Below are 25,457 nucleotides of genomic sequence, written 5' to 3'. Positions count from 1 at the left end.
ACCGAGTTGCCCCAGCACATCGCCGGGGTCGTTGTCGCCGAGACTCCTCGCACATACCGGGGTCGTTCTGGCACATGAATATCGCCATGACACGGTCGACCGGCGTGCTGTCCCGGGACCTTACGGCAGGCCACTGACATCGCCCGCGCCCGCGGTTCGCCGGGGCGGTGGCTCGGTGCAGTGGCCTGCCTCTTGCTCAATGCTCATCGGTCCGTGCAGGCGCGCCGGTACTACTCGGGGGAGTCGCAACGGGGCCGAGGCGGCGGGTATGCCATGGGATTCACCTCCTCACTGCCATCGCGGGGAGCGTCGCCGACGGCTGTGGCGGCGACGAGTCGGTGGGGCCGAGCCGGTGGACGTACGCACTGAGGGCGTACCGCGCACCGCCTCAGCCCTTGGTCGGCGCCGGGAACACCGGGCGGCGGTCGATCCGGGCGCGGACCGCGTCCGAACCGAAGTGGTAGTCGATGCGGCGGACCGCTTCGGCCCAGCCCCGCATCGTGCCCGCGTCGGACAGCGCCTCGGTGATGAACGGGTCGGTCCAGCGTGCCACCGCGCGGCGCCACAGCACGTCCGCCGGTTCCTCCAGGAGGCTGCCGACGGTGCCCTCGTAGATGAGCATGGCCCGCACCTGGCCGTCCGGCTCGACCTGGATCGCCTGGAAGTCGAGCCCGCGTCGCACCTGGGCGGGGTTCATCTGCAACTCGACGTTGCTGGTGGTGTGGATGCGTACGGTGGAGGGCGCGAGCGACTGGAGATGCCGGTGGTGTTCGCCGCTCGCGAGCCAGGCGACCTGCTCGTCGGAGAGCAGTTCGTGCTCGACGTATCCGGCCCGGCTGCCGAGCCCGGACGGGATCGCGGCGCCGAAGTCGATCGTCGACAACTCCGGGAAACGCGGCGCGATGTCCGTGCAGAACTCGTCCAGGCGCGTCGCGTTGCTGCGCACCACGACGCAGTCGATGCCGAACTCGACGGGGCGGCGGCCCTGTTCGCGCTGGCGGCGCGCGCCGGCGTCGAGCAGCGTGAGCGCGTCCATGGCCCGCGCGTAGGAGCCGACCCGGCCGCGTATCCGGTCGTGGATCTCGGGCGTCGGGCCGTCGAGGCTCACCACGACCCGGTGGCACACGCGGGCCAGCTCGTCCACCATCCACGGCTGGAACGTCCAGCCGCCGGTGTAGAGAATGACTCCGGCACCCGCTTGCGTCAGCCGGTCCGCGATCTCGAAGATCCCCTTGACCAGCAGCGGTTCACCGCCGGCGAGGGTGATCACGTCCGGTCGCAGCGAGATGATCGCGTCGGCGATCCGGAGCATGTCGTCGTGGCCCACCTGCCGTGAGGGCCGCCTGCCGGACTCCGAGTAGCAGTGCGTGCAGCGCAGCGGACAGGCGTATGTGATGTCCCAGATGACCGCCTGCGGACTGTCGGCAACCTCGATCGCGTGTGCCAAGGCATGTTCCCCTCATCCGCCCGATGCGGCGGTACGTATCCCCCGTACAAGGACCGTGCAAGAACTCGCCACATCACGCTAGGGGCACTCAGGAGCCCCCGCCATCCCCAACTTTGGGGATGGCGCGATCCGCCCGGGCGCTCCCGACGCGACTCTCAGCGGCCCAACAGCCGCATTCCGCCCGTGAGTTCACGAAGACACCGCACCGCCAGCGCGGCCGGGGACGCGGGGCCCGAGGTCGGGGCGTCCGTCTCGGACCAGGTTTCCAGAGCCACCCGGATCGCGTCGGTCGCCGCTGCCGCCGCGAGCCGTACCTCCAGGGGGTCCGCTTCCGGTCCGGCCAGTCGGGTGAGGGCCGGGACGAGGCGCTCCTCGGAGTCCTGGTTCACCCTGTACCACACCGCCCGCAGCGCCGAGTCCGAGGCGGCCGCCCGCAACAGCCCACGGGTGCGGTCCAGTTGCTCGGCCGCCTCCTCGTCCCGGACGGCGAGTGCTTCGGTGACGGCTCGCTCCAGGGTGTCGGCGAGCGGGGCCGCCGGGTCGGCGTCGGCCAGCAGGGAGCGCCAGCGTTCGGCGCCGCTGGAGAGCAGCGGGCCGACGGCGTCCTGCTTGGAGCGGAAGTACCGGTAGAAGGTGCGCAGCGCGACCCCCGCCCGCTGGGCGATGGCCTCGGCGGTGGTGGCGTCGGGGCCGTGTGCGGCGAAGAGCTCGGCGGCCGCGCGGGCGATGTCGAGCTGGGTCGCCGCCTTGCGGCGCTCGGTGAGGGAGAGGGGCTGCTGGGTGCTCACCCGCCAAGCTTACGGCCCCCAACAGCCATGATGCATGAATCGTCATAGTGGCAAAACGTGCCACTTAGGCGTACCGTGCAAGGGAAGGTTCATGGAGATCGACGGATACCGAGTGGGAGCAGGGACAGATGGATCGTTACGCAGGCCGCCGCGCACTGATCACCGGCGGTGGCTCCGGCATAGGCCAGGCCACCGTGCTGCGGATCCTGGCCGAGGGTGGCCGGGTCGTCGCCGCCGACGTCAGCGAGGCCGGGCTCAAGGACACCGTCGAGAAGGCGGGCGCGCACGCGGACCGGCTCACCGCGCTGGTCCTCGACATCTGCGACGAGACGTCCGTACGGGCCGGGGTCGCCGCCGCCGTCTCCGCCCTCGGTGGCCTGGACGTACTGGTCAACGCGGCCGGGATCCTGCGCTCCTCGCACACGCACGAGACGAGCCTCGCCGACTTCAACAAGATCGTCGCGGTGAACCTCACCGGCACGTTCCTGATGATCCGGGAGGCGATCCCGGCGCTCCTCGAAGGCGACGGGCCGGCCGTCGTCAACTTCAGCTCCACCTCGGCCGCGTTCGCCCACCCGTACATGGCCGCCTACGCGGCGAGCAAGGGCGGCATCCAGTCCATGACCCACGCGCTCGCCGCCGAGTACGGCCGGCAGGGCATCCGCTTCACCGCCGTGCAGCCTGGCTCGATCTCGTCGGGAATGACCGACGGCAGTGGCGCCAGCCGGGCCAGCGTGGGGCCGGGCCTGCCGCAGGACGCGGATATGTCCCTCTTCATGAAGCTGGCCCCCGCGCTCGGTCAGGGTTTCGCGGGCCCCGAGACGGTCGCCGGGGTGGTCGCCATGCTGGGGTCGGCGGACGGCGCGTTCATCACCGGTACGGAGATCCGTATCGACGGCGGTACGCACTACTGACAACGTGGCCGGGGCAGGTAAAGGGAGTGTCCGGGTGACCGGATCCCGAGGGGCCGCGATACGCCCCATTTGTGAATCGCGGCCCTCCTGACCATGGATCAGAGGCCCAATTGGTGGCCCATGGGCTGGTCACGAACCAACAAAGAATGGCTCGTTAGGTAAAACGTTCGGCATCGAGCGATAAACGCACTTGTCCTGCGCATGACCCTCCGGGTGGGATCACAGCAGCCGCCGAAGGCGGCAACCCTCCACACAAGGAGCATTCATGCGCAGAGCCCGTTCCCGGACACGCGTCGCCGCCACAGCACTTGGGGCCACCGCCCTGGCGACCGCCGCGGCGTTGACCGCGCCGCTGCCCGGGTCCGCCGTCGCCGCACACGCCGCGACCCCGCACACCAAGGCTGTTCCGGCGATCGCCGGACACAACCTGGTCCGCGCGGTGGGCACCCCGCTCACGACGGAACAGTGCCAGACCAAGTGGAAGATAGCCTGCTACGGTCCGCTCCAGTACCGCCAGGCGTACAACCTCAACCCGCTCTACCAGGCCGGTATCACCGGCAAGGGCCGCACGATCGTGATCGTGGACTCCTTCGGCTCGCCGACGATCCAGCACGACCTGGACGTGTACAGCAAGCAGTTCGGCATCAAGAGCACCAAGGTCTCCGTGGTCAAGTGGGGCAACGTCCCCAAGTGGGACCCGAAGAACCCCGACATGACCGGCTGGGCCGGCGAGTCGACCCTCGACGTCGAGATGGCGCACGCGATGGCCCCCGACGCGAAGATCGTGCTCGTCGAGACGGCCGTCGCCGAGACCGAGGGCGTCACCGGTCTGCCGGAGATGATGGACGCCGAGAAGGCGATGATCGACCGCGGTGTCGGCGACGTCATCACCCAGAGCTTCGGTGCCACCGAGGACACCTTCCCGGGCTTCGACAAGGGCGACTTCTCCAGCATCCAGAAGCTGCGGTACGCGTTCAAGGACGCCGCCAAGCACGGTGTCACCGTGCTCGCCTCCTCCGGTGACGGCGGCGCCACGGACAACACCGCGGACGGCAAGGGCTACTACACCAAGCCGGTCAACTCCTGGCCGTCGTCGGACCCGCTGGTCACCTCGATCGGCGGTACCCAGCTGCACCTCGACGACCTGGGCCACCGCCTGAAGCCGGACAGCGTGTACAACGACAACGGCGCGGGCGGCGGCGGTCAGTCGCACGTCTTCAAGCGCCCCGGCTACCAGAACGGCGTCCGGTCCGTGGTCGGCGACCGCCGTGCCACCCCGGACATCTCGATGGCGGCCGCGGTCAACGGCGGCGCCTGGATCTACACCAGCTACGACCCGACCTCCGTCGGCTGGGACGTCTCCGGCGGCACCAGCGAGGCGAGCCCGCTGTTCTCCGGCATCGTCGCGCTCGCCGACCAGGCCGCCGGCCACCGGCTCGGCAACATCCAGGACGCGCTGTACGCCCTGTACAAGCACGACGGCTACAAGCGCTCCAGCGGTCTGGTCGACGTCAACGACGGTACGAACAACAGCTACAAGGGCGTCACCGGCTACACCGCGGTGAACGGCTACGACATGGCGACCGGCATCGGCACCATCGACGCCGCGCGCTTCGTCCCGGCCCTCGTCCGTGCGAGCCGTCACCACTGACGTCCCGCCCGGTAACGACACCGGTCCCTCCCCGGCCGTTCAGGCCCGGGGAGGGACCGGCCTCGTTCCGGCGCCGCCCGGACAGTCCTCGGTGTGGACGGGACGGCACCCGGATTGGCCGCCGACAGTCTGGCCTTCGCTCCCCGTCGACCGTACGACTGAAGGAGCCTGCGGGTGGAACCCGCAGACGTCCATGAGCCATCGCTCCGCTGTGTGGCTCACGACGCGGGAGGCACCGTGACGAAGGACCGACCGGCTGACTTGGACCTGGGCCGGGAGCAGGAACCGGACCAGGAGCTGGACGTGGGCTCCCTGGACGCCCACTGGCGGGCCGCGGACTACCTGTCCGCGGGCCAGATCTATCTGCTCGACAACCCGCTCCTGACCGAACCGCTGCGGCCCGACCACATCAAGCCGCGCCTGCTCGGCCACTGGGGCACCTCGCCAGGCCTCAACCTGGTGCACACCCATCTGAACCGGGTGATCAAGGAGCGCTCCCTGGACGCGCTCTGCGTGTGGGGCCCCGGCCATGGCGGTCCGGCGGTCCTCGCCAACTCCTGGCTGGACGGATCGTACGCGCGGATCTACCCGGACGTCGGCCGGGACGCGGCGGGCATGGCGAAGCTGTTCCGGCAGTTCTCCTTCCCCGGCGGCGTGCCCAGCCATGTGGCGCCCGAGACACCCGGCTCGATCCACGAGGGCGGCGAGCTCGGCTACTCACTGGCGCACGCGTACGGCGCCGCGTTCGACAACCCGGGCCTCCTGGTCGCCTGTGTGATCGGCGACGGCGAGGCCGAGACCGGACCGCTCGCCGCGTCCTGGCACTCCAACAAGTTCCTCGACCCGCTCCACGACGGCGCCGTGCTGCCGATCCTGCACCTCAATGGATACAAGATCGCCAATCCGACCGTGCTCTCCCGGCTGCCCGCGTCCGAACTCGACGCGCTGCTGACCGGATACGGCCATGAGCCGCTGTACGTCACGGGCTCCGACCCGATGCAAGTGCACCGGGCGATGGCGCGGGCGATGGATTTGGCCCTGGACCGCATCGCCCGGGCGAAACGGTCCACCACCCGCCCGCGCTGGCCGATGATCGTGCTGCGCACCCCCAAGGGCTGGACCGGACCGGCCGAGGTCGACGGCGAACCCGTCGAGGGAAGCTGGCGCTCCCACCAGGTGCCGCTCGCCCACGTACGCGAAGACCCGGACCATCTGCGGCAGTTGGAGACCTGGCTGCGCTCCTACCGTCCGCAGGAGCTCTTCGACGCCGGCGGCCGTCCCACCGCGCGGGTGCTGGCCTGCGTCCCGGACGGCGAGCGGCGCCTGGGCGCGAACCCGCACGCCAACGGCGGCACGCTCACCCGCGATCTGCCCGTACCGCCCCTGGAACACTTCGCGGTGCCCGTCGACAAACCGGGCGCCACCCTGCACGAGCCGACCCGGGTCCTCGGCGGTCTGCTCGCGCAGATCATGAGCGACACGGCCGAGAGGCGCGACTTCCGTGTGGTCGGCCCCGACGAGACGGACTCCAACCGGCTGGGCGCGCTCTTCGAGGTCACCGGCAAGGCGTGGCAGGCGGAGACCGAGGAGAGCGACCGGAACCTGGCCCGCGACGGCCGGGTGATGGAGGTCCTGTCCGAACACCTCTGCCAGGGCTGGCTGGAGGGATATCTGCTGACCGGTCGGCACGGTCTGTTCTCCTCGTACGAGGCGTTCGCGCACATCGTGGACTCGATGGTCGGCCAGCACATCAAGTGGCTGCGGACCGCGCGCACACTGCCCTGGCGCGCCCCGGTCCCCTCCCTCAACTACCTGCTCACCTCGCACGTCTGGCGCCAGGATCACAACGGCTTCTCGCACCAGGACCCCGGCTTCGTCGACCACGTACTCAACAAGAGCCCCGACGTCGTACGGGTCTATCTGCCGCCGGACGCCAACACGCTGCTGTCCGTGGCGGACCATGTGCTGCGCTCGCGTGACTACGTGAACGTCGTCGTCGCCGGCAAACAGCCCGGTTTCGACTGGCTCCCGCTCGACGAGGCCCGGGTGCACTGCGCGCGCGGCGCGGGCATCTGGGAGTGGGCGGGCACCGAGGACGGCACCCGCGAACCGGACGTCGTGCTCGCCTGCGCCGGGGACATCCCCACGCAGGAAGTCCTCGCCGCGGCCGAACTGCTCCGCCACCAGCTGCCGGACCTGGTAGTCCGGGTCGTCAACGTCGTCGACATGACGAAGCTGCTGCCCCGCGAGGAACACCCGCACGGCATGGCCGACTTCGAGTACGACGCGCTGTTCACCCGCGACCGTCCGGTCGTCTTCGCCTACCACGGGTATCCCTGGCTGATCCACCGCCTCGCGTACCGGCGCACGGGCCACGCCAACCTCCATGTACGCGGCTACAAGGAGTCCGGCACCACGACCACGCCCTTCGACATGGTCGTCCGCAACGACCTCGACCGGTACCGCCTGGTCATGGACGTCATCGACCGGGTGCCGCGGCTCGCCGTCCGCGCGGCGGCGGTCCGCCAGAGCATGGCCGACGCCCGCACCCGCCACCACGCCTGGATCCGCGAACACGGCACCGATCTGCCCGAGGTCGCCGACTGGACGTGGAACGGCTGATCGAACGGCTGATCCGCCCCACGCCGGGAACGGAGGAACACCATGTGCCGCCTGTTCGCCCTGACCAGCGCCCCACGGCGCACCCGTGCCACGTTCTGGCTGCTGGACGCCCCCGACAGCCTCAGTGACCAGAGCCGTCGCAACCCCGACGGGACCGGGCTCGGCTTCTTCGACGCCGACGGCATGGCGCAGGTGCACAAGGAGCCCGTCGCCGCCTTCGAGGACCGCGCCTTCGCCGAAGAGGCCCGGCAGGTCCGCTCCGCCACGTTCCTCGCGCACATCCGTTACGCCTCCACCGGCAGCCTGGACGTCCGCAACACCCACCCCTTCGCCCAGGACGGGCGGCTGTTCGCGCACAACGGGGTCGTCGAGGGCCTGGACCGGCTCGACGCCCACCTGGGCCCGGACCGCGCCCTCGCCGTCGGCGACACCGACTCCGAACGCCTCTTCGCCCTGATCACCAGGGAGATCCGGGCACACGGCCCGGACATCGCCGCGGGCATCGGGCACGCGGTCCGCTGGGTCGCGGGCCACCTGCCCGTCTACGCCCTCAACCTCGTCCTCACCACACCGGACGAGGTCTGGGCCCTGCGCTACCCCGACACGCACGAGCTGTATGTGCTGCAGCGCGCGGCCGGTGGCCAACACGGCACCCGGCACCTGGACCACAGCGGCAGCGGCGGGCGGCTGCGGGTCCACTCCCGCGAGCTCGCCGAGGCGCCCGCGGTGGTGATCGCCAGCGAGCGGATGGACGACCACCCGGACTGGCGCCTGCTGGAGCCCGGTGAACTGTTCCATGTGGGCCCCGGCCTCCACCCGGACCGCCGGATCGTCCTGCCCGACCCGCCGTCCCAACGCCTGTACCTGACCGATCTGCGCCCCGAGGCGGCCGCATCGCAGAAGGCCGCCTGAGCCCGGGACGGCGCCTTGTCACAGTGGCCCGGTATGAGGTGATTGAACAGTGTATTTACCCTGTTTACCTTGTATCCTTATTTCTATCCTCCCGACCGGACCGGGCACGCCCGGCGGTGTCGGAACGCACGCGATAGGGGTGCGGACATGGTTGAACGGGGCGGCCCCGAGAAAAGGGGGCGGCTGAGTCGTCCGCTGGTGCTCGCCGCGGCCGTTTCGCTGGTCGACCGGGACGGGCTCGCGGCGCTCACCATGCGGCGCCTGGCCGCCGACCTGGGCGTGGAGTCGATGGCCATCTACCGGTACTTCCCCGGCAAGGAAGCCCTGGTCGACGGCCTGGTGGAAGCCTTCTTCGCCGAGGTCAACGAGCGGCTGAGAAGCACGGCCGAGGAGTCCCGGACCGACCGGGACGCCGAGCCCGCCGACCGGGCCTGGCGCGCGGAGCTGCGGCGGATCGTGCGCACCTTCGCCGTGGTGGCCCACGCCCACCCCGAGATCCTGCCCCTGGTGGCCACCCGGCCGCTCAGCGTGCCGGTCTCCCGCCGCCCGGCCCCGGCGCTCCAGCTCACCGAGCACATCCTCGCCGTCCTCGGCCGGGCCGGTTTCGACGACGCCACGGCGTTGATGATCTACCGCGCCGTCGTCGCCTGGAACCTCGGCTGCCTCCTGGTCGACAAGCGCCAGGTCGTCGACGACCCCGACGAGCCGGACCCCATGCTGCGCCTGGGCCTGCACCGGCTGCCCGCCGCCGAGTACCCGAGGCTCCGCGCGCTCGTCCCGCTGTTCACCGAATACGACGACGAGCAGGAGATGATCGCGGGCCTGGACGGCCTGCTGAACCGGATGCCCGAGGCCCCGCTTGACTCGTTCTACGGCGGAAGCGCACGCTGAAGATACGAGGTATACATCGGGCATATGCAGACATTCGAACTACGTGTACGTCAGCGCCCGCGCCGTCGGCATCGCCGATGTGCGAGCTGATGCGAGAGTCGGCATCGTCGATGCGGGGCGCCCGGAAGAGGCCGCCATGTCCACTGCTCCGTACGAGATCATCCGTGTCCGTGTGACAGCCAAGGACGCCGAAACCCTGCGCACCCTGCTGCGCGAGGCCCGTCCCGACGTCGGAGGCCGCCCCCGTAAGGGCGAGGACGGCAGCTTCAGCGTCGACGCCTACGTATCCCCTGACGAAGCCGAGGCCCTTGAACGCGAGGGCGTGGTGGTCACGACGCTGGAGAACGCCACGGCCACCGGACGCGCACGTCAGGCCGAGGTCGGCGTGGGAGACCGGTTCGCTTCGGCGGACGCGGTTCCGCGCGGACTGGCCCTCAAGGTGAAGGACGCCTGAGCGCTCCGCTGCAAGCGCGCGGCACCGCAGGAGGGACACCATGTCGTATCTCAACATCACCGAGGTCGAGTCCGCCGTGGCCAGCCTCGCCACCGCGTTCCCGGGGCGATGCGAGCTCGTCGACCTGCCCGAACCCTCCGTCGAGGGCCGCGCGGGCCACGCCCTGCGGATCGGCACCGCCCCCGCCGGGACGAACGACAGCGTCGTGCTCATCGGCGGCGTGCACGCCCGAGAATGGGGCAGCTGCGAAATACTCATCCACTTCGCGGCCGACCTGCTGGAAGCACACAGCACCGGCACGGGCCTCGCCTACGGAGGCACGACCTTCACCTCCGCCCAGGTGGGGACCGTCCTCGACAACCTGGACGTCGTCGTCTTCCCGCTCGTCAACCCCGACGGCCGGCACTACAGCCAGACCGTCCAGTCGATGTGGCGCAAGAACCGCAACCCGGCGAACTCGGGCGGCAGACCCGACTGCGTCGGCGTCGACATCAACCGCAACTACGACTTCCTCTTCGACTTCGCCACCGCCTTCGCCCCGACGGCGGGCCCGCAGGTCTCGGCCGACCCGTGCGACCCCCAGGTGTACGAGGGCCCGAGCGCGTTCTCCGAGCCCGAGACACGTAACGTCCGCTGGCTGCTCGACGAGTTCCCGAGGACCCGCTGGTTCGTCGATGTGCACAGCTACTCCGAGGACATCCTCTTCGTCTGGGGCGACGACGAGAACCAGTCGCTCGACCCGGACAAGAACTTCCGCAACCCCGCCTTCGACGGCAAACGCGGCGTCCCCGGAGACGTGGCCTACGCGGAGTACATCCCGAAGGAGGACGCCGACAACGCCGTCCTGCTGGCGGAGCGGTTCTGCCGGGCACTGCACGGCGTACGCGGCCGCACGTACACCCCGATGTCCGGCTTCCACCTGTACCCCACCAGTGGCACCAGCGACGACTACTCCTTCTCCCGCCACTTCGTCGACTCGACGAAGAGCAAGGTGCTCGCGTTCACCGTCGAGTGGGGCAAGAGCTTCCAGCCACCGTGGACGGAGATGGAGCGGATCATCCTGGACGTCGACGCCGGGCTCGTGCAGTTCTGCCTGACGACTCAGGAATAGCCCAAGTCGAGGCACCCACATCCGATGATGTGGATGCCTCGATCATGGGCTCTACGCGGCCCGGTGGAAGAAGAACGGGTCGATCGACGGCGGCACGCGGGTCACGTTGTCGAGGTCGAGCAACTGGTGGTGCACGAAGTCGGCGTGGCGCTGATACGTCACACCGGCCGGGAAGTTGGCGTTGTCAGGGGTGTTGTTCCCCGAGAACACTCCGTAGAAGTCCTTCCCGATCGACAGCAGCCGCATGTAGTCGCCGAGGAACGGCAGGCCCTGGGTCTTGGGCACGTTGGCCGGTGCCTGGTGCAGCACCTGCCGCTGCGCCGGTGTCTTCCAGCTGTCGGCGGTCAGTTCCAGTGCCGTCACCCACTGCGCCTGTGTGAACTGCTGGTAGGTCAGTCCGACCAGGGAGTCGGAGTTCACCGCCAGCGCCGGGTTCTTGGCGTTGGTGATGGTGCGTACATCGTCGGACCAGGTCTGCCCGTGGTCGGCCGAGTGCCGCACATGCAGTGTGTAGTCGACCCCGGTGAGCCCGCCCACGCGGTCGCACCAGGCGATGTAGACGCTGCCCGCGTCGGCCGGGTCCACCGCGATGGAGAGGTCGCCGCCGAGGCGGTCCTGGCCCATGGAGGCGTTGAACTTCACGAAACGTTTGGTCGCCACCCGCTGGCCGACGATGTGGTCGGCCGCGTCCGTGAGGTCCTGGAACGGTTTGGCGCCGACGCCGCCGTTGTCGTCACGGGTGACGACGACATCGAAGGTGACGTTGGGGCCCTGGGTGTTCTGCCAGCTCTCGAACGCGGCGTACACCGTTCCCCCGGGGTGCAGGGCGATCCGGATCGGTGGCCCGTCCTGGCCGGCGGTGCCGCGCCGCTCGATGGGAACGGACGCGAACCCGGCCGGTGCCGCAGCCGTCCGGGCATTGCCGGAGACGTCCACGGTCGCGGTCTTCTCGCTGGGCCCGGTGTTGTTGTTGCCGACGTAGACACGGTCGTGGCTGGCGCCGTTGGCCCCGACGCTCCCGGCCACGACCCAGGGCTGGTCCTCCGCGTCCCGCGAGACGAGGATGTCCATGGGTGCGGTCGAGGCGATGCTCGGTGCGCGCAGAATCTGCAGTCTCAGGATGTTGGCCTCGGCGGCCTGGCCGTTGAGGATGCCCGCGTACAGGGCGCCTCCCTGGGACGCGAAGCTGACCGAGATGTCCCCGGTGCCTATGCCGTCGGCGCCGCCGGGCACGATGCTTCTGAGCACCCAGGTGTCCCCACCGTCGGTCGAGACGTAGACCGGGGCGAGCGGACCTCCCATCGGGTCGGGGGTGAACGCGGTCGCGACCATCTCGGTGGGCTTCTCGGGGTTGACCGCGAGGTTGGGCTCAGCGTCCTGGTTCGTGTCGCCGCTGAGGGCGACAGGGGTGATGTTGACGACCTTGAGGGTGGACATACGGGCTCACCTCCTTGCCGCCTGCAGTGCGTCGAGCTTCTGCACCGGCTGGTAGTCGTCGGGGTGGAGGAGCTGGAACGGCGCCTGCCGGCTCAGGTCGCCGGACGTCGCGTGCAGGATCCACATCCCCTCCTGTGAGGCCTTCGGCTTCGGTGCCTTGTACCACCGGAAGTCCAGGCTGTTGGGGTAGAGCACGGCGATTCTCCCGGGGGAGACCTCTCCCCGCTCCACGTGTTCCACGTCCAGTTGCGCACGCCACCAGTCGGGGGAGTGCTCGGACGGTCGGAAGCCGTCCGCCTGCTCCAGGCTCACCACGACGCCGACCACCACGGCGTCCGCGTCATCGGCGTGGGTGACCATGTCCGCGTCGCGGATGTCGCGCTGCAGCGCGGCGAACGGCATCGCGTCGGCGCTGGTGGCGGCGAGGGCGACGTGTTCCTGGACGGCGTCGGCGGGCAGCCGTCCCACCTCTGTCACGGCGAGGCTTTCGCCGTAGACCATTCCCTGGATGAAGAACGCGGCCGACTCGCCGACCGCCGGCGGGTCCACCTCGCTGGAGAGCTGAACGGTGACCTCAGTGCCCGCGAGCCGTTTGAAGGCGTCGGGCGCGTGCAGCACCTGGTCTACCTGGACCACGGCCGTACGGTCGTCGACCGGCACAGCCGTCATCCGCGCGCTGCCGAGCCGGACGACCGTACCGAGAAAACTCAGCGGGGCCTTGCGGACGAGTGCGGTGACATCCTCGGGCATGGCAATCCTCCTCTCGCCTCAAGCCCGGTACCGCTACCGCAGGGCGTGTGCGGTGACCGGGTGGGTTCTGCGCCATTCGGTCCTCGCGCCGAGCGCGCAGAGGACGGTGACCAGGGCCGTCGCGGCCACGATGAGCCACTCGACGGCTCCGCTGCCGGCGTCCGGATCGACACCCACAAGCAGCTCGATCCAGTCCCGCCAGATGAGCGTGACCAGCAGCAGCGCCCCGGAAAGGCTCCCCAGGACGATCTCCAGCCAGAAGCGTGTACGGATGGTTCGGTCGGTGTGGAAGGGCATCTCGCGGCCTCCCTTCGGGGGAGTGCGGTGACCGCGCCGACGCACCGCCCACGCGGGGCGCCGGCGCGGCGTACGGGGTCGGGGCTCGTATCCACGCCCGCACCCGCTGTCCGCGTCCACTCAGCCGGGCGGCGGCAGCGAACGGGCGGGAACCCGACGTTTTCCGACGTATATCTACAAGGCACGCATACTTCGTATACCAGTCTCCGCGCGGCAAAGACCTGGGTCAAGTGCCAACCGTGGGCCCGGCCACGCGCCTGTGCGTCTCCACGGCAGGCTTGGAGGCCCGGATGATGGCCGAGTACATGCCGTCGGCGACCGAATGGGTCGGGGTGATCTCGATGGCGGTGAATCCGGCGGACTCCAGGCCCCGCCGGTACTCGGCGAAGGAGAGCGCCCCCGCGACACAGCCGACGTAGTCGCCGCGTTCGGCCCGCTTGGCGGGGGCGAGGGCGTCGTCGGCGACGACGTCCGACAGGCCGATCCGGCCGCCGGGGGCCAGGACGCGGAAGGTCTCGGCGAAGACGGCGGGCTTGTCGGTGGACAGGTTGACGACGCAGTTGGAGATCACGACGTCGATCGTGTGCGCGGGGAGCGGGATGGCCTCGATGGTGCCCTTGAGGAATTCGACGTTCGTCGCGCCGGCCTTCTTCTGGTTCGCCAGCGCCAGGGCCAGCATCTCCTCGGTCATGTCGAGCCCGTACGCCTTGCCCGTCGGTCCGACCCGCCGCGCCGACAGCAGCACGTCGATGCCGCCGCCCGAGCCGAGGTCGAGGACCCGCTCGCCCTCCTGAAGGTCGGCGACGGCGGTCGGGTTCCCGCAGCCGAGGGATGCGGCGACGGCGTCGGCAGGCAGCCCTTCGCGCTCGTCGGCCTCGTACAGGGCGGAGCCGAAGCTGTCGTCGATCCCGATGCCCTGCGGGCCGCAACAGGCGGTGCCGCCCTCGCTGACCTGGGTGGCCGCTGCGGCGTACCGCTGACGGACGGTCTCGCGCGGATGGGTGGACTGGTCGCTCATGAGGCTCACTCCTCGACGGCGGGGCTCGGCGGGGCCTGGGTCAGCTTGTTTCGACGTATCTCGATGCAACCTTTATGCAAGCTTGCGCCCTGTATAGAAGTTCGTCAACATAGAGACATGTCGAAACAAGAGCTTGTGGTGCTCGGCCAGGAGGGCGGCGACGCGGCCGATGGGTGCTGCCCAGGGCTGCTGACCACGCCTCTGGACGAGGACCGGGCCGTCGACCTGGCCAAGGTGTTCAAGGCCCTGGGCGACCCCGTGCGGCTGCGGCTGCTGTCGATGATCGCCTCGCGGGACGGTGGCGAGGTGTGCGTCTGCGACCTCACGCCCGCGTTCGATCTGTCGCAGCCGACGATCTCGCATCACCTCAAGCTGCTTCGTCAGGCCGGGCTCATCGACTGCGAGCGTCGTGGAACCTGGGTCTACTACTGGCTCCTGCCCGAGACGACGGACCGACTCGCGAGCATCCTCTCCCGCCCCGCCGGTGAGCCCGTGCCCACCTCTGCCGGGACCACCGCATGAGCGCCGCACAGGAAGCCCCGCCGATGTCTGACACCGCCCTGCCGTCCGTCCTGTTCGTCTGTGTCCACAACGCCGGCCGCTCCCAGATGGCCGCAGCGTTTCTCGCCCACCTCGCGGGCGACCGCGTCGAGGTCCGCTCGGCCGGGTCCGCGCCCGCCGACCACGTCAACCCGGCGGTCGTCGAGGCGATGGCCGAGCTCGGCATCGACATCGCCGCACAAACCCCGAAGCTCCTCACGGGTGAGGCCGTGCAGGCCTCCGACGTGGTGATCACCATGGGGTGCGGTGACGCCTGCCCTGTGTTCCCCGGCAAGCGATATCTCGACTGGAAGCTCGCGGACCCCGCAGGACAGGGCGTCGAGGCCGTCCGCCCGATCCGTGACGAGATTCAGCGTCGCGTACGAGGTCTGCTCGGCGAACTGCTCTCCCCGGGCAGCTGATCACCTTCACACGTGAGGTCGATCGACAGCCCACGCCGGCGACGCGCCTCGCTCCTCCTGACCATGGCGGGCGGATCGACGTCATACTTGCCCTTCTGCCTCCCCGAACGGGCCGTCCCTGAAGGCGAGTTGGCTGAAGCGCTCACCCATGCGACGGTGAGTGGCTGCGTCCGGGTGGAGCTGGTCGGGGAGGGGGAGGTCGGTGGTGTCGGGCTCGCCGTAGAGGTCTCGGCCGTCGAGGTAGTAAAGGTTCGGGTCGTCCGCCTCGCGCTGCCGCACGATCCGGGCCAGCTCGTCGCGGATGACGTTCAGGGTCAGCTTTCCGTTCGCGCGGTCCGCCGGATCGCCCGTCGCCGTGAACTGGAGTCGTCCGGTGCCGAGCGTGGTGACATCGAAGGCGCTGGGGCCGGGGGTGTCCTCGTGGATGGGGCACAGGATGGGCGAGACGACCAGCAGCGGTGCGGTGGGGTGGCCCTCGCGGATGGTGTCGAGGAAGCCGTGGACGGCGGGGGTGAAGGCGCGCAGCCGCATCACGTCGGTGTTGACCAGGTTGAGGCCGATCTTCACGCTGATCAGGTCGGCGGGGGTGTCCCGCAGCGCGCGGGCGGTGAACGGGTCGAGCAGCGCGCTGCCGCCGAAGCCCAGGTTGATCAGCTCCACGCCGCCGAGCGACGCCGCGAGAGCGGGCCAAGTGGTGGAGGGGCTTGCCGCGTCGGAGCCGTGGCTGATCGAACTGCCGTGATGGAGCCACACTTTGCGGCCCCGGCCGGGTACGGGCTCGACGGGGGCGTCGGTGCGCAGGGCGACGAGCTCGGTGGTCTCGTTGTGCGGCAGCCAGATCTCGACGTGCTTGACGTGGTCGGGCAGACCGGTGAAGCGGAGGGTGGCCGTCGGGCCGGGGCGGGTCTCGGCGGTCCCCTTGGCCATGTCGATGGTGAGGGTGTTGCCGCCGGTGGCGTGGCTCTGGTCGGTCAACTCGCCGTCTACGAGCAGGTCGTACACACCGTCCGGGCGTGGCGGGGCGCCCACGTAGACCCGCTTGGTGGGCAACGTGTCCAGCTCGACCGCGGTGGCCCGGGTCCGGAACGCCAGCCGTACGCCGGAGGGTTGGGACTCCGCCATGGCCAGCTGTCCGTCGGCGCACTGGGCGCGGGCCCGGGCGGGCAGCCGGTGCGGGAGTATCCCGTGCTCGGTGCGTTCCAGGTCGAGGGCGCCGCGCAGGATGTCCGCGGTGATGGGTGTCGTGGTCAGTGTGTGCGAGGTGGCGTGCATGGTCTCGGCCTGTTCATCAGTAGCTTTCGGAGGGGCTTCCGGCCGGGCTCGGCGCTGGCTGCGTCAGTGGGTTCGTACGGCGGAAATCGCCCCGTCCTCACGCCGTCGGCCAGTTGCGCAGCAGCGCGTCCAGGGCGTCCAGGATCCGCGTCCAGGTCTGCTGGGTGTCGGGCGCGCTGTGGCTGAACCCGCCGCCCAGCTCCAGGCTGACGTAGCCGTGGAAGGTGCTGCCGAGCAGTCGGACCGCGTGGGTCTGGTCCGGCTCCGGCAGGTCGTAGCCGCGCAGGATCGCCCGCGTCATCTGTGCGTGCCGTACGCCCGCGCTGGCGGCGGCCGCCTCCGGGTCCAGCCTGAGCTGGGACGCGGCGTAGCGGCCCGGATGCTCGCGGGCGTAGTCGCGGTAGACGTTCGCGAGGGCGGTCAGGGCGTCCTTGCCCGCCCGGCCCGCGAGGGCGTCGGAGGCCCGGTCGGCCATCTCCTCCAGGGCCAGCAGCGCGATCTTGGTCTTGAGGTCCTGGGAGTTCCGCACGTGCGAGTAGAGGCTCGCGACCTTGACGTCGAACCTTCTGGCCAGCGCCGAGACGGTCACCTGGTCGAACCCGACCTCGTCGGCCAGTTCCGCCCCCGCCCGGGTCAGGCGCTCCGTGGTCAGTCCTACCCGTGCCATGCCATAACCGTCCTCTCGTTCGACAGAACCTATTATGCGTTTGCCTAAAGCTTTTAGGCAAACTAGCGTGACGTTTATGAAGGCACTGACCGAGCAAGAGATCCGTACCGCGTTCCTGAACTGCACCAAGGGCGAGGCCAGGCGCCTGTCCGTGCCGCGCGACCTGGCCGACCAGCCCTGGGACGACCTGGACTTCCTGGGCTGGCGCGACCCCCAGGCCCCCGACCGCGCGTACCTCGTCATCGAGTCGGCCGACGGCCGCCCGCAGGGCCTCGCGCTGCGGTGCCCCAGCCCGGCCGCCACGCAGACGCGCCGCAGCATGTGCTCGATGTGTCTGACCACCCACACCGGCGGCGTCTGCCTGATGGTCGCGCCGAAGGCGGGCAAGGCCGGGCAGCAGGGCAACTCGGTCGGCGCCTACATATGCAGCGACCTGGCCTGCTCGTTGTACGTACGGGGCAAGAAGGACGCGGGCGTCGGCGGACGTCTCCAGGAGTCGCTGACCCCGGAGGAGAAGATCCAGCGGACCGTCGCGAACGTCGCCGCGTTCATCGCCAAGGTGACGGCGACCGTGTGATCACGGGGGCACGCAGACGACGCGGCTCGGCGATCAGTCCATCGGGTTAGGACGCGCCAGCCCCAGGTCGTACGCGAAGATCACCGCCTGTACCCGGTCGCGTGCGCCGATCTTCGCCAGGACGCGGCCCACGTGCGTCTTGACGGTGGACTCGGACAGAACGAGCCGCGCGGCGATCTCGCCGTTGCTCCAGCCCTGCCCGATGGCCACCAGGATCTCGCGCTCGCGGTCGGTGAGGGAGCGAAGGCGCGGGTCCGTGTGCGGGTCCGGGCCCGGTGCGTGGCGCGGCAGGTGGTGGGCGTAGGTGTCGAGGAGGCGCCGGGTGAGGGCGGGGGCGATGACCGCGTCTCCGGCGGCCACGGCACGGATGCCGGACAGCAGTTCCTCCGGCCGCGCGTCCTTGAGCAGGAACCCGCTGGCCCCGGCGCGCAGCGCGGCGTGCGCGTACTCGTCGAGGTCGAACGTCGTCAGGACCAGCACATGGGAGCGGCCGCCCGAGGCGATGATGCGGCGGGTGGCCTCGATGCCGTCCATGCCGGGCATGCGCACGTCCATGAGGACCACGTCGGGGCGCAGCTCGGCCGCCTTGCGCACGGCCTCGGCACCGTGCGCGGCCTCGCCGACCACGTCGGTGTCCGGGACGCTCTCCAGGAGCATGCGGAAGCCGAAGCGTTGCAGTGGCTGGTCGTCCACGAGGAGCACGGTGGTCATGGAGTGCCGCCTTCGGCCGCGGGGAGCGGTGCGAGATCGAGGGTCGCCTGTACGGTCCAGCCCGCGCCGGGACCGGGGCCCGCGAGGACGCTGCCGCCGTAGAGTGCCGCACGTTCACGCATGCCCACCAGACCGTGCCCCTCCTCGTGCGGTGAACCGGCCCGCGCAGGACCTCCGGGCGGCCCGGTGTCCTGGACCCGGATGCGCAGCCGCGTGCCCTCCTTGGTGACCGCGAGGCGGATCCGGGTGTCGGCGCCGGCGTGCTTGAGGCTGTTGGTGAGTGCTTCCTGGACGATCCGGTACACCGTCAACTGCACACCGCTGTCCAGGGCTTCGACGTCGCCGCCGGTGCGGTACGCGATGTCCGGTCCGGCCGCGCGGATACGGTTGCACAGTGCGTCGATGTCGCTGATGCCCGGCTGGGGGCGGAACGCGGGGGCGTCGGCCTCCTCGCGCAGGACCCCGAGCATCCGGCGCAGCTCGCCCAGCGCCTGACGGCCGGTGTCGCCGATGAGCCGGAGCGCTTCCTTGCTGCGGTCGGGCGCGATGTCCGAGGCGTACGTCCCCGCGTCGGCGAGGGTGACCATGACGGCGAGGTTGTGGCCGACGATGTCGTGCATCTCGCGGGCGACCCGGGTGCGTTCGGTGGCTGTGGCCAGTCTGCTGCGCTGGTCGCGTTCGATCTCCAGGCGTGCCGCGCGCTCGCGCAGACCGGCGAGCTGGGCCCGTCGGATCCGTACCGCGAGCCCTACGGCGACGGCCGCGATCGCGGTGCTGAAGAGGAAGAACAGCGCGTCCCAGACCGACACCACGGAGGAGACGCCCACCGCGACCAGCGCGAGGCCGCCGGCCATGGCGGCGCAGGCCCAGGGCAGCCGCCGCAGCTCCCCGTGCAGGGTGAGGCTGTACAGGGCGACCAGCCACGCGACATCGGCGCGCAGCGCCACCCCGAGGGACCACTGGAGCAGAAAGACCGCCGCGATGACGGCGAACGCCATGGACGGCTTCCGGCGCCGCCACAGCAGCGGCAGCACCAGTCCGGCCTGGAGCGCCAGCATCCCGGCGACCGGCGGGCGGGTGAACTTCAGGGCGATGTCGTGCCGATCGTGATCGTCCCCGCCCAGCAGATCCGGCAGACAGAACAACAGGAGGATCGCCACCACGACGGCCGTGTCCAGCACCCGCGGACGCGCGCGGTCCGCCTGCCGCAGCCGCTGGCCGGCCTGGGCCAGCCGGGCGACCAGGGGGCTCATTCCGGCGGTGTCGTCGGTGTTCACGGTCCCGGTCATGGTCGCGGTCGTGGTCATGGTCTCGGGTGTCACCTGTCCGTCAGGCACAGCTGTTCATCGGGCACAGCGGGGGCGAGGTACGTCGGTGCGGTACCCGGGCGGGCCGGGTGCCGCACCGACAGCGGAGGATACGCGCCGTACCTGAGCGCCGGGTGTCCACGGGCCTCAGACGTACCCGAGAGTGTCACGTGTACCCGTGAGTGTCAGGCGCCCACGGGCGTCACGCGTCGCTGCGCACCAGCCGGTACGCCGCCCCCGCCAGCGCCAGTACGGTCCAGCCGAGGAAGACGGCGAGTCCGGCCGTGGGCGACAGGGCGGTGCTGTCATGGGTCAGGGCGAACATCGACTCGCCCGCCTTGCTGGGCAGATACCGGGTGATGTCGTCCTTCCAAGAGCTCGGCAGCAGCGACATCAGCCCTGGGACCAGCATCAGCGTGGCGACCAGTACCGAGATACCGCCCGCCACGGAGCGCAGCAGCGCGCCGAGGGCGGCGCCGATCACCCCGACCAGGCCGAGGTAGAGGCCCGCGCCCAGCAGGCTGCGCACCACGCCCGCGTGCGACATCGTCATGGCGGCGGGTGTGTCCGCGGCGATCTTGCTGGCGAACAGGAACGTGATGAACGAACCGACCGTGCCGAGCACGAGTGCGACCAGGCCGAACACCGCCGACTTGGACCACAGCACGGGCAGCCGGCGCGGGACCGCGGCCAGCGTGGAGCGGATCATGCCGGTGGAGTACTCACCCGCCGTGACCAGCACGCCCAGCACCCCCAGCGCCAGCTGAGCGAAGTTCGTACCGAACAGGGAGAGGCTGACGGCGGTGGAGTCCGCCCAGTCCCGGTCCATGGGCCGGCCGGAGTCGTAGTGGGACTTGTACTGCGCCGCCGCGATGAGCCCGAAGGCCACCAGGAACAGCAGGCCCAGACCGAGCGTGATCCACGTGGAGCGCAGCGACCACAGCTTGGCCCACTCCGAGCGCAGCACCCGGGGCCCGGTCACCTTGTAGTCAGGACGCGCGGCGGGCGCGGGCGCGGGGGCGGTTGTCTCGGTCGCGGTGATGGTGCTCATGCCGCCCTCCCGGGGGTCTCGGCGTCGGCGGCGTCGGCGGCGACGGTGGTGGAGCCGTGGTACTCGACGGCGTCCCTGGTCAGGTCCATGAAGGCCTCTTCCAGCGACACCGTGCGCGCGCTCAGCTCGAAGAGCGCGATCGAGTGCTCGGCCGCCGTCAGCCCGATCTCGCGCGCCGAAAGCCCCGTCACGTGCAATTCCTCGGAGCCGGCGTGACCCGTGATCTCGACCCCGGGACCGGCCAGCACCTCCCGCAGCCGGGCCGGATCGGCGCTGGCCACCTTCACGGTGTCGCCCCCGACCTCGCGGATCAGATCGTTCACCGTGGTGTCCGCGAGCAGCCGCCCGCGCCCCACGATGATCAAGTGGTCCGCCACCAGGGCCACTTCCGTCATCAGGTGGGAGGAGACGAAGACCGTACGGCCCTCGCCCGCGAGCTGGGTGAGGAGGTTGCGTATCCAGAGCACGCCCTCGGGGTCGAGACCGTTGACCGGCTCGTCCAGCATGATCGTCTGCGGATCGCCGAGCAGCGCCGCCGCGATGCCGAGCCGCTGGCCCATGCCGAGCGAGAACGCCCCCGCCCGCTTCTTGGCCACACTGCCCAGACCGGCCAGCTCGATGACCTCGTCGACCCGGCGCCGCGGAATGCCGTGGGTGAGCGCGAGCGCGTTGAGGTGGTTGTACGCGGAACGCCCGGGGTGGATGGACTTGGCCTCAAGCAGCGCGCCCACCTCCCGCAACGGCGCGGTGTGCTGGGCGTATCGACGACCCCCGACGGTCACGGAGCCGCTGGTCGGGGCGTCGAGACCGACGATCAGGCGCATCGTGGTGGACTTGCCCGCGCCGTTGGGCCCCAGGAAGCCGGTGACGGTGCCGGGCCGTACGACGAAGTCGAGATGGTCGACCGCCGTCTTCTCCCCGTACCGCTTCGTCAGCTGGTGTGCCTCGATCATCGTCCTGTCCTTCGCCTCCGGGCGCCAGACCGTCCTGGCCCGCTACACCGGCGACGCTAGGATCCCGGCGGCCGAGATCCGTGGTACCGGGGAGTGAACTCCCGGGCTCGTGTAGTACCGCGGTACTACGTGAAGGTGCCGAGTCGGGGCGTCGGTGATGTCGAGTACTGGATCGCCTTCGGGAGCAGGGGGCCGAGCGGGCCGAGGTCGATGTTGAGTTCTTCCGGGCGCAGCCCGAACCTCGACCTCAGCTCGCTCATCCGGTCGTCGAGCAGCATGAGGGTGAGCCCGATGCGCTCCTCCTGGTCGTCCGTCAGCTCGCCCGACTCGACCCGCCGCAGGGCCTGTCGCTCCATGAGCTGCCGCAGCAGCTCCACCACGGTCAGGACGAGCCGGGCGATGTCGCGTTCCACGGTGTCGGGGTCGAGTTCCACCCGGCGCCGCCGATCGGTCCGAGGACTGTTGCTCCTGTCGATGCTCATGCCGTCTTCTCCGGCTCGTCGATCGGTGTGGCGATCGCTTCGTCGATCGGTTCGTCGAACTCCGCGAAGGGGGAGGGGACCTGGGCGCTCACCGAACTCACCAGTGCGTTCAGGTCGATCCGTACGAGGTCCACGTCCGCGATCCGCAAGGTGAGGTCGCCTGTGATGACCACGCCGCCCGCGAGCAACCGGTCGAGCAGGTCGACGAGGGCGACCTCGCGCTGGGCGATGACCTTGCCGCCGCCCGTCATGTCTCCCACTCCGCGTCGGGACCGGCCTCGCCCGCGACCTCGCCCGCGAAGGAGTAGGGCGCCCACGGGCCGGTCAGCTCGACACGTACGCCGTCGGTGTCCGGAACGCGGTCCCGGACCGCCGCGACGAACTCCTCGCTCTGTTCGCGCGGCACCAGATAGGCCGCGTTGAGGACGTTCTCGCCGGGCTCGCCGGAGAGACGGGCGTTCTGCGGCCGGTGCAGCCGACCCGCCTCGGCCCGCCCGCTGAGCTCGGTGTGCAGCGTGCGCGAGAGCGCGTCGGCCCGGCGCCACACCTCTTCGCGGGAGCGCCGCTGGACGAGCCGCCGCCGCAGATACTCCCGCCCGTCGGCCGGCCTCGCACGGGTGGGTTGCGCACCGGCCGGTGCCGTGCCGGTGTCCGCGTACACCTTGACGCCCCATTCGACGCGCCCGTCAAGGCGTTCCAGGGCGCTGACGAAATCGGCGCGCCCCGAGTCGAGCAGTCGGCGCACCCCGTCCTCGCCCCGGCACACCGTGGCGAGCCGGAGCGGCACCGCGCAGGTCACCGAGAACAGTGCCCCGATCACCTCCTGATGGGTGGTGGCGGTGGCCGCCAGCCAGTCCAGGTCCTCCAGATGGTCGCGGAGCGGGGTCGCGTCGAAGTCCTCGGCGCGCACCGGGCTCACCGCCGCGCACAGCCCGCGGTGTTCGACCAGCCGTGGCGGTGTGCCGTCGAGGCCGCACACCCCGGCGGGCAGCGGCTCCGCGAAGGGTCGCACGATCGCGTACACGTACAGCAGATCACTCCCCATCGTGTGACTCCTTGTGCGACTCCCTCGCAGGCTCCCGTCCCCGCGCCGCTTCCAGCTCGGCGATGTGCGCCTTCAACTGCTCGTTCTCATCGGAGAGTTGGCGCCTTTTGGCGCTGACCGACAGCGCGGGGTCGTCCTCCCACCAGTCGATGCCCATCTCCTTCGCCTTGTCGACGGAGGCGATGACAAGCCGCAGTTTGATGGTGAGGAGCTCGATGTCGAGGAGGTTGATACGAATGTCCCCGGCGATGACGATTCCCTTGTCGAGGACGCGTTCGAGGATGTCGGCGAGGTTGGCGCCACCGCCGTCGGACGAGTACGGATCGGGGAGCCGTCGCGCGGTCGTCATCAGCGCCTCCAGGTATAGCCGGTCTGCAGCCGCTCCAGGAGCACGTCCTCGCGGCGGTCGAACTCGGCCTCGTCGATCTCTCCGGCCATCAGCAGCTCTTCGAGCCGGGCCAGTTCGCGATGGACGGCCGAGGGGTCGTAGTACTGCCGTTCCGCCTCCGCGACGACCTTGTCCAGCACCCAGAAGGTGCCGCGCACCGGAGCCGCGGGAAGCAGCAGCAGTTCTTTGAGAAGTCCCAACCTGCTTGCTCCGTCCGCTGGTTCAACCCGAAGTCCGCCACTCCGTCGTCAGTCGGTGAAGCTGTACGGGGGCAGGGGGCCGTTCACGCTCAGCAGGAGGTGGGGTGCCTCGTTGCGCAACGTGTCGACGGCCGAGAGGAAGTCGGCGGCCTTCGCGCGAACGACCAGGAAGGAGAGGTTCGCCAGCCAGCCGCTGGACTCCGGCCCGCTGCGCCGGTCCTCGGAAGCATGTGCCAAAGCCTGCTGGATCAGCCGGGCGTCTTGCGCCTCACGCTGCTGCACGGCGGCGGCGATGCGCTCGCCGAGCGCCAGCTTCTGGTCGTAGGTGCCGCCCCCGGCCCTGCGGTTGGCCTCGCTCATGGCTCGCAGCTCCGGGCTGGCGGCGAGGATCTGGTGCAGGACGGCCGCTTCGTCGTGGGCGGCCTTGATGTTGTACTCGACCTTGCCCTCCAGTGCCTCCAGACGTTCCAGATAGCGCTGTTCGTGTTCGGCCAGCACGAACCGTACGGCCTCGTCGTCCACAGAGATACCGCCGAACCGCAGGGGCAGCACCGCGCCGCCCGCACCGGCCTGCGACAGGACGTTCTGGTGCGCGAGCAGATCGCGGCGCTTGGGCTTCAGGTCCTCGGGGGCGTCGCTCACCAGAGCCACCAACTCACCCTGGGCGACGGTCCGTACCGGACGCGGCGGGTCGCCGACCCCGCCCATGCTCTCCGGCAGATGGGCATGCGTACGGCGCGCGATGCCGTATACGTACGTGGTCATTCCTGCTCTTCCTTCCGGCGGGACGTGGTGCGCCGGGCGCGCGGCCTGGACTCCGGCTCGCCTTCCTCGTGGCCCTCGCGGGCTCCCTTGACGGCGTCGGTGACGGTCTGCACAGCGCCGGAGATCGCGCCCTTGGACTTGCCGCGCGCACCGGACTCGGTGATCTCGCCGGCCAGGTCGGGCAGGCCCGCGCTGTGATGCGAACCGGCTTCCAGGTCGAGGCGGTTGCACGCCTCGGCGAAGCGCAGATAAGTGTCGACGCTGGCCACCACGACGCGGATGTCGACCTTCAGGATCTCGATGCCGACCAGGGAGACACGTATGAACGCGTCGATCACGAGTCCGCGGTCGAGGACGAGTTCCAGGACGTCGTAGAGACCACTGGTCCCTCCGCCGCCGCGCTGCTGTGCCGGAACAACCGTCATGGTGTCCAGCCCTCCTTGTCCGTGGTCTGTGTGGTCCGGGTGTCAGGGCGGTGTCACGGGCGCCGGTCCGAACGCCGCGCTCGTACCGGCGTATGCGTCGGTAGCCCGTGAGCTCGCCGTGCGGGTCGAGGTCCACCTCGTACGAGGCGAGCAGGCTCATCGTGTCGGGGACGCGGGCAAGTTCCAGTACTTCCAGGTCCTGATCCGGCGTCGGTGTGTTCTCGGGTGCGTTCGCCATGTCCCCTCGCGGCCACTCGGATGTCCTTTTGACGCAGACCTCAAGTGCTCCGGGTAGCCCCGACCCGGCGGGCCAAACCACGAGGTGGCACGGTCCCGGAGAAGCCGCCCGGAGAAGGCGCC

The 25,457-nt window shown here is 70.2% G+C and carries 28 protein-coding genes and 2 pseudogenes; 10 read left to right on the top strand and 20 right to left on the bottom strand.

The window, feature by feature from the left end; genetic code table 11:
* Positions 1 to 388: 388 nt before the first annotated feature.
* Both ACGFRG_RS02985 and ACGFRG_RS02980 read right to left on the bottom strand, forming a co-directional pair.
* Positions 389 to 1,447 carry a radical SAM protein gene (locus tag ACGFRG_RS02985; RefSeq protein WP_393260718.1) on the bottom strand — a complete coding sequence of 353 codons (1,059 nt, stop codon included), beginning with the start codon at positions 1,445 to 1,447 and terminating at the stop codon, positions 389 to 391.
* A gap of 155 nt (positions 1,448 to 1,602) precedes the next feature.
* Positions 1,603 to 2,235, bottom strand: a complete 633-nt coding sequence (locus ACGFRG_RS02980) for a TetR/AcrR family transcriptional regulator (RefSeq protein ID WP_393260716.1) — start codon at positions 2,233 to 2,235, stop codon at positions 1,603 to 1,605.
* 128 nt (positions 2,236 to 2,363) lie between these two features.
* Here ACGFRG_RS02980 and ACGFRG_RS02975 point away from each other — a divergent pair, with 128 nt between their 5' ends.
* The 7 genes from ACGFRG_RS02975 to ACGFRG_RS02945 all read left to right on the top strand — a co-directional run bounded on the left by ACGFRG_RS02975 (position 2,364) and on the right by ACGFRG_RS02945 (position 10,790).
* Positions 2,364 to 3,149: an SDR family NAD(P)-dependent oxidoreductase gene (locus ACGFRG_RS02975; protein WP_393260714.1), complete on the top strand. Its 786-nt coding sequence runs from the start codon at positions 2,364 to 2,366 to the stop codon at positions 3,147 to 3,149.
* A 265-nt stretch (positions 3,150 to 3,414) separates the two neighbouring features.
* On the top strand, positions 3,415 to 4,800 hold the full coding sequence (locus tag ACGFRG_RS02970) for a S53 family peptidase (protein ID WP_361417577.1): 1,386 nt from the start codon (positions 3,415 to 3,417) through the stop codon (positions 4,798 to 4,800).
* Between the two features lie 261 nt (positions 4,801 to 5,061).
* Positions 5,062 to 7,422, top strand: a complete 2,361-nt coding sequence (locus ACGFRG_RS02965) for a phosphoketolase (protein ID WP_393260833.1) — start codon at positions 5,062 to 5,064, stop codon at positions 7,420 to 7,422.
* Positions 7,423 to 7,464: 42 nt separating this feature from the next.
* Positions 7,465 to 8,334, top strand: a complete 870-nt coding sequence (locus ACGFRG_RS02960; RefSeq protein ID WP_393260711.1) for a class II glutamine amidotransferase — start codon at positions 7,465 to 7,467, stop codon at positions 8,332 to 8,334.
* Positions 8,335 to 8,481: 147 nt separating this feature from the next.
* Entirely contained in the window at positions 8,482 to 9,225 is a 744-nt protein-coding gene (locus ACGFRG_RS02955) for a TetR/AcrR family transcriptional regulator (RefSeq protein WP_393260708.1), read from the top strand.
* A 43-nt stretch (positions 9,226 to 9,268) separates the two neighbouring features.
* Positions 9,269 to 9,679, top strand: a complete 411-nt coding sequence (locus tag ACGFRG_RS02950) for a hypothetical protein (protein WP_393260705.1) — start codon at positions 9,269 to 9,271, stop codon at positions 9,677 to 9,679.
* Between the two features lie 40 nt (positions 9,680 to 9,719).
* Positions 9,720 to 10,790, top strand: a complete 1,071-nt coding sequence (locus ACGFRG_RS02945; protein ID WP_361417565.1) for a M14 family metallopeptidase — start codon at positions 9,720 to 9,722, stop codon at positions 10,788 to 10,790.
* A 51-nt stretch (positions 10,791 to 10,841) separates the two neighbouring features.
* Here the strand turns inward: ACGFRG_RS02945 and ACGFRG_RS02940 are convergent, their stop codons facing one another.
* From ACGFRG_RS02940 to arsM, 4 genes are all read right to left on the bottom strand, one after another.
* Positions 10,842 to 12,227: a hypothetical protein gene (locus ACGFRG_RS02940; protein ID WP_361417562.1), complete on the bottom strand. Its 1,386-nt coding sequence runs from the start codon at positions 12,225 to 12,227 to the stop codon at positions 10,842 to 10,844.
* 6 nt (positions 12,228 to 12,233) lie between these two features.
* Entirely contained in the window at positions 12,234 to 12,977 is a 744-nt protein-coding gene (locus ACGFRG_RS02935; protein WP_393260701.1) for a hypothetical protein, read from the bottom strand.
* Positions 12,978 to 13,010: 33 nt separating this feature from the next.
* Positions 13,011 to 13,274 carry an ABC transporter permease gene (locus ACGFRG_RS02930; RefSeq protein WP_393260698.1) on the bottom strand — a complete coding sequence of 88 codons (264 nt, stop codon included), beginning with the start codon at positions 13,272 to 13,274 and terminating at the stop codon, positions 13,011 to 13,013.
* Between the two features lie 226 nt (positions 13,275 to 13,500).
* The gene (arsM, locus tag ACGFRG_RS02925) at positions 13,501 to 14,292 is read right to left on the bottom strand and encodes an arsenite methyltransferase (RefSeq protein WP_393260695.1); all 792 of its coding nucleotides are present in this window, start codon (positions 14,290 to 14,292) and stop codon (positions 13,501 to 13,503) included.
* A 117-nt stretch (positions 14,293 to 14,409) separates the two neighbouring features.
* On the opposite strand from arsM, the gene ACGFRG_RS02920 reads away from it, so the two are divergent.
* Together ACGFRG_RS02920 and ACGFRG_RS02915 are read left to right on the top strand one after the other, a co-directional pair.
* Positions 14,410 to 14,814: a metalloregulator ArsR/SmtB family transcription factor gene (locus ACGFRG_RS02920; protein WP_361417550.1), complete on the top strand. Its 405-nt coding sequence runs from the start codon at positions 14,410 to 14,412 to the stop codon at positions 14,812 to 14,814.
* A gap of 23 nt (positions 14,815 to 14,837) precedes the next feature.
* On the top strand, positions 14,838 to 15,254 hold the full coding sequence (locus tag ACGFRG_RS02915) for an arsenate reductase ArsC (protein ID WP_361417547.1): 417 nt from the start codon (positions 14,838 to 14,840) through the stop codon (positions 15,252 to 15,254).
* An 81-nt stretch (positions 15,255 to 15,335) separates the two neighbouring features.
* Here ACGFRG_RS02915 and ACGFRG_RS02910 read toward each other — a convergent pair whose 3' ends face one another.
* Both ACGFRG_RS02910 and ACGFRG_RS02905 read right to left on the bottom strand, forming a co-directional pair.
* On the bottom strand, positions 15,336 to 16,526 hold the full coding sequence (locus tag ACGFRG_RS02910; protein ID WP_393260691.1) for a GDSL-type esterase/lipase family protein: 1,191 nt from the start codon (positions 16,524 to 16,526) through the stop codon (positions 15,336 to 15,338).
* Positions 16,527 to 16,623: 97 nt separating this feature from the next.
* Positions 16,624 to 17,193, bottom strand: a complete 570-nt coding sequence (locus ACGFRG_RS02905) for a TetR/AcrR family transcriptional regulator (RefSeq protein WP_393260689.1) — start codon at positions 17,191 to 17,193, stop codon at positions 16,624 to 16,626.
* 76 nt (positions 17,194 to 17,269) lie between these two features.
* Here ACGFRG_RS02905 and ACGFRG_RS02900 point away from each other — a divergent pair, with 76 nt between their 5' ends.
* Complete coding sequence (locus tag ACGFRG_RS02900) at positions 17,270 to 17,770, top strand: FBP domain-containing protein (RefSeq protein WP_393260687.1); 501 nt, start codon at positions 17,270 to 17,272, stop codon at positions 17,768 to 17,770.
* Positions 17,771 to 17,803: 33 nt separating this feature from the next.
* On the opposite strand, the gene ACGFRG_RS02895 is transcribed toward ACGFRG_RS02900, so the two are convergent.
* From ACGFRG_RS02895 to gvpO, 12 genes and pseudogenes are all read right to left on the bottom strand, one after another.
* Complete coding sequence (locus ACGFRG_RS02895; protein ID WP_361417536.1) at positions 17,804 to 18,481, bottom strand: response regulator transcription factor; 678 nt, start codon at positions 18,479 to 18,481, stop codon at positions 17,804 to 17,806.
* A complete protein-coding gene (locus ACGFRG_RS02890; RefSeq protein WP_393260685.1) occupies positions 18,478 to 19,788 on the bottom strand; it encodes a sensor histidine kinase in 1,311 nt (436 codons plus the stop codon). The genes ACGFRG_RS02895 and ACGFRG_RS02890 overlap by 4 nt, the downstream gene beginning before the upstream one ends.
* Positions 19,789 to 19,990: 202 nt before the next feature.
* Positions 19,991 to 20,839: an ABC transporter permease gene (locus ACGFRG_RS02885; protein WP_393260682.1), complete on the bottom strand. Its 849-nt coding sequence runs from the start codon at positions 20,837 to 20,839 to the stop codon at positions 19,991 to 19,993.
* Positions 20,836 to 21,792: an ABC transporter ATP-binding protein gene (locus ACGFRG_RS02880; RefSeq protein WP_393260679.1), complete on the bottom strand. Its 957-nt coding sequence runs from the start codon at positions 21,790 to 21,792 to the stop codon at positions 20,836 to 20,838. The genes ACGFRG_RS02885 and ACGFRG_RS02880 overlap by 4 nt, the downstream gene beginning before the upstream one ends.
* A 125-nt stretch (positions 21,793 to 21,917) precedes the next feature.
* Positions 21,918 to 22,274, bottom strand: a complete 357-nt coding sequence (locus tag ACGFRG_RS02875) for a gas vesicle protein K (RefSeq protein WP_393260678.1) — start codon at positions 22,272 to 22,274, stop codon at positions 21,918 to 21,920.
* Between the two features lie 59 nt (positions 22,275 to 22,333).
* Positions 22,334 to 22,525 (bottom strand): annotated as a pseudogene (locus ACGFRG_RS02870) (gas vesicle protein); the annotation flags it as partial.
* Complete coding sequence (locus tag ACGFRG_RS02865) at positions 22,522 to 23,319, bottom strand: GvpL/GvpF family gas vesicle protein (RefSeq protein ID WP_393260676.1); 798 nt, start codon at positions 23,317 to 23,319, stop codon at positions 22,522 to 22,524. The pseudogene ACGFRG_RS02870 and the gene ACGFRG_RS02865, both read right to left, overlap by 4 nt.
* Positions 23,309 to 23,668 carry a gas vesicle protein gene (locus tag ACGFRG_RS02860; RefSeq protein ID WP_393260674.1) on the bottom strand — a complete coding sequence of 120 codons (360 nt, stop codon included), beginning with the start codon at positions 23,666 to 23,668 and terminating at the stop codon, positions 23,309 to 23,311. Before ACGFRG_RS02860 ends, ACGFRG_RS02865 begins: the two co-directional genes overlap by 11 nt.
* Complete coding sequence (locus tag ACGFRG_RS02855; protein ID WP_393260671.1) at positions 23,668 to 23,907, bottom strand: gas vesicle protein GvpG; 240 nt, start codon at positions 23,905 to 23,907, stop codon at positions 23,668 to 23,670. Before ACGFRG_RS02855 ends, ACGFRG_RS02860 begins: the two co-directional genes overlap by 1 nt.
* Before the next feature lie 48 nt (positions 23,908 to 23,955).
* Positions 23,956 to 24,672: a GvpL/GvpF family gas vesicle protein gene (locus tag ACGFRG_RS02850; RefSeq protein ID WP_361417512.1), complete on the bottom strand. Its 717-nt coding sequence runs from the start codon at positions 24,670 to 24,672 to the stop codon at positions 23,956 to 23,958.
* Positions 24,669 to 25,097 carry a gas vesicle structural protein GvpA gene (locus tag ACGFRG_RS02845; protein ID WP_393260668.1) on the bottom strand — a complete coding sequence of 143 codons (429 nt, stop codon included), beginning with the start codon at positions 25,095 to 25,097 and terminating at the stop codon, positions 24,669 to 24,671. Before ACGFRG_RS02845 ends, ACGFRG_RS02850 begins: the two co-directional genes overlap by 4 nt.
* Positions 25,098 to 25,182: 85 nt before the next feature.
* A pseudogene (gene gvpO, locus ACGFRG_RS02840) lies at positions 25,183 to 25,335 on the bottom strand (gas vesicle protein GvpO); the annotation flags it as partial.
* Between the last annotated feature and the right edge of the window lie 122 nt (positions 25,336 to 25,457).

This window comes from Streptomyces sp. NPDC048696 (assembly GCF_043198895.1).
Taxonomy (GTDB): domain Bacteria; phylum Actinomycetota; class Actinomycetes; order Streptomycetales; family Streptomycetaceae; genus Streptomyces.
The sequence above is the reverse complement of the archived record's forward strand: the minus strand, read 5'-3'. Positions and strand labels throughout refer to the sequence as shown.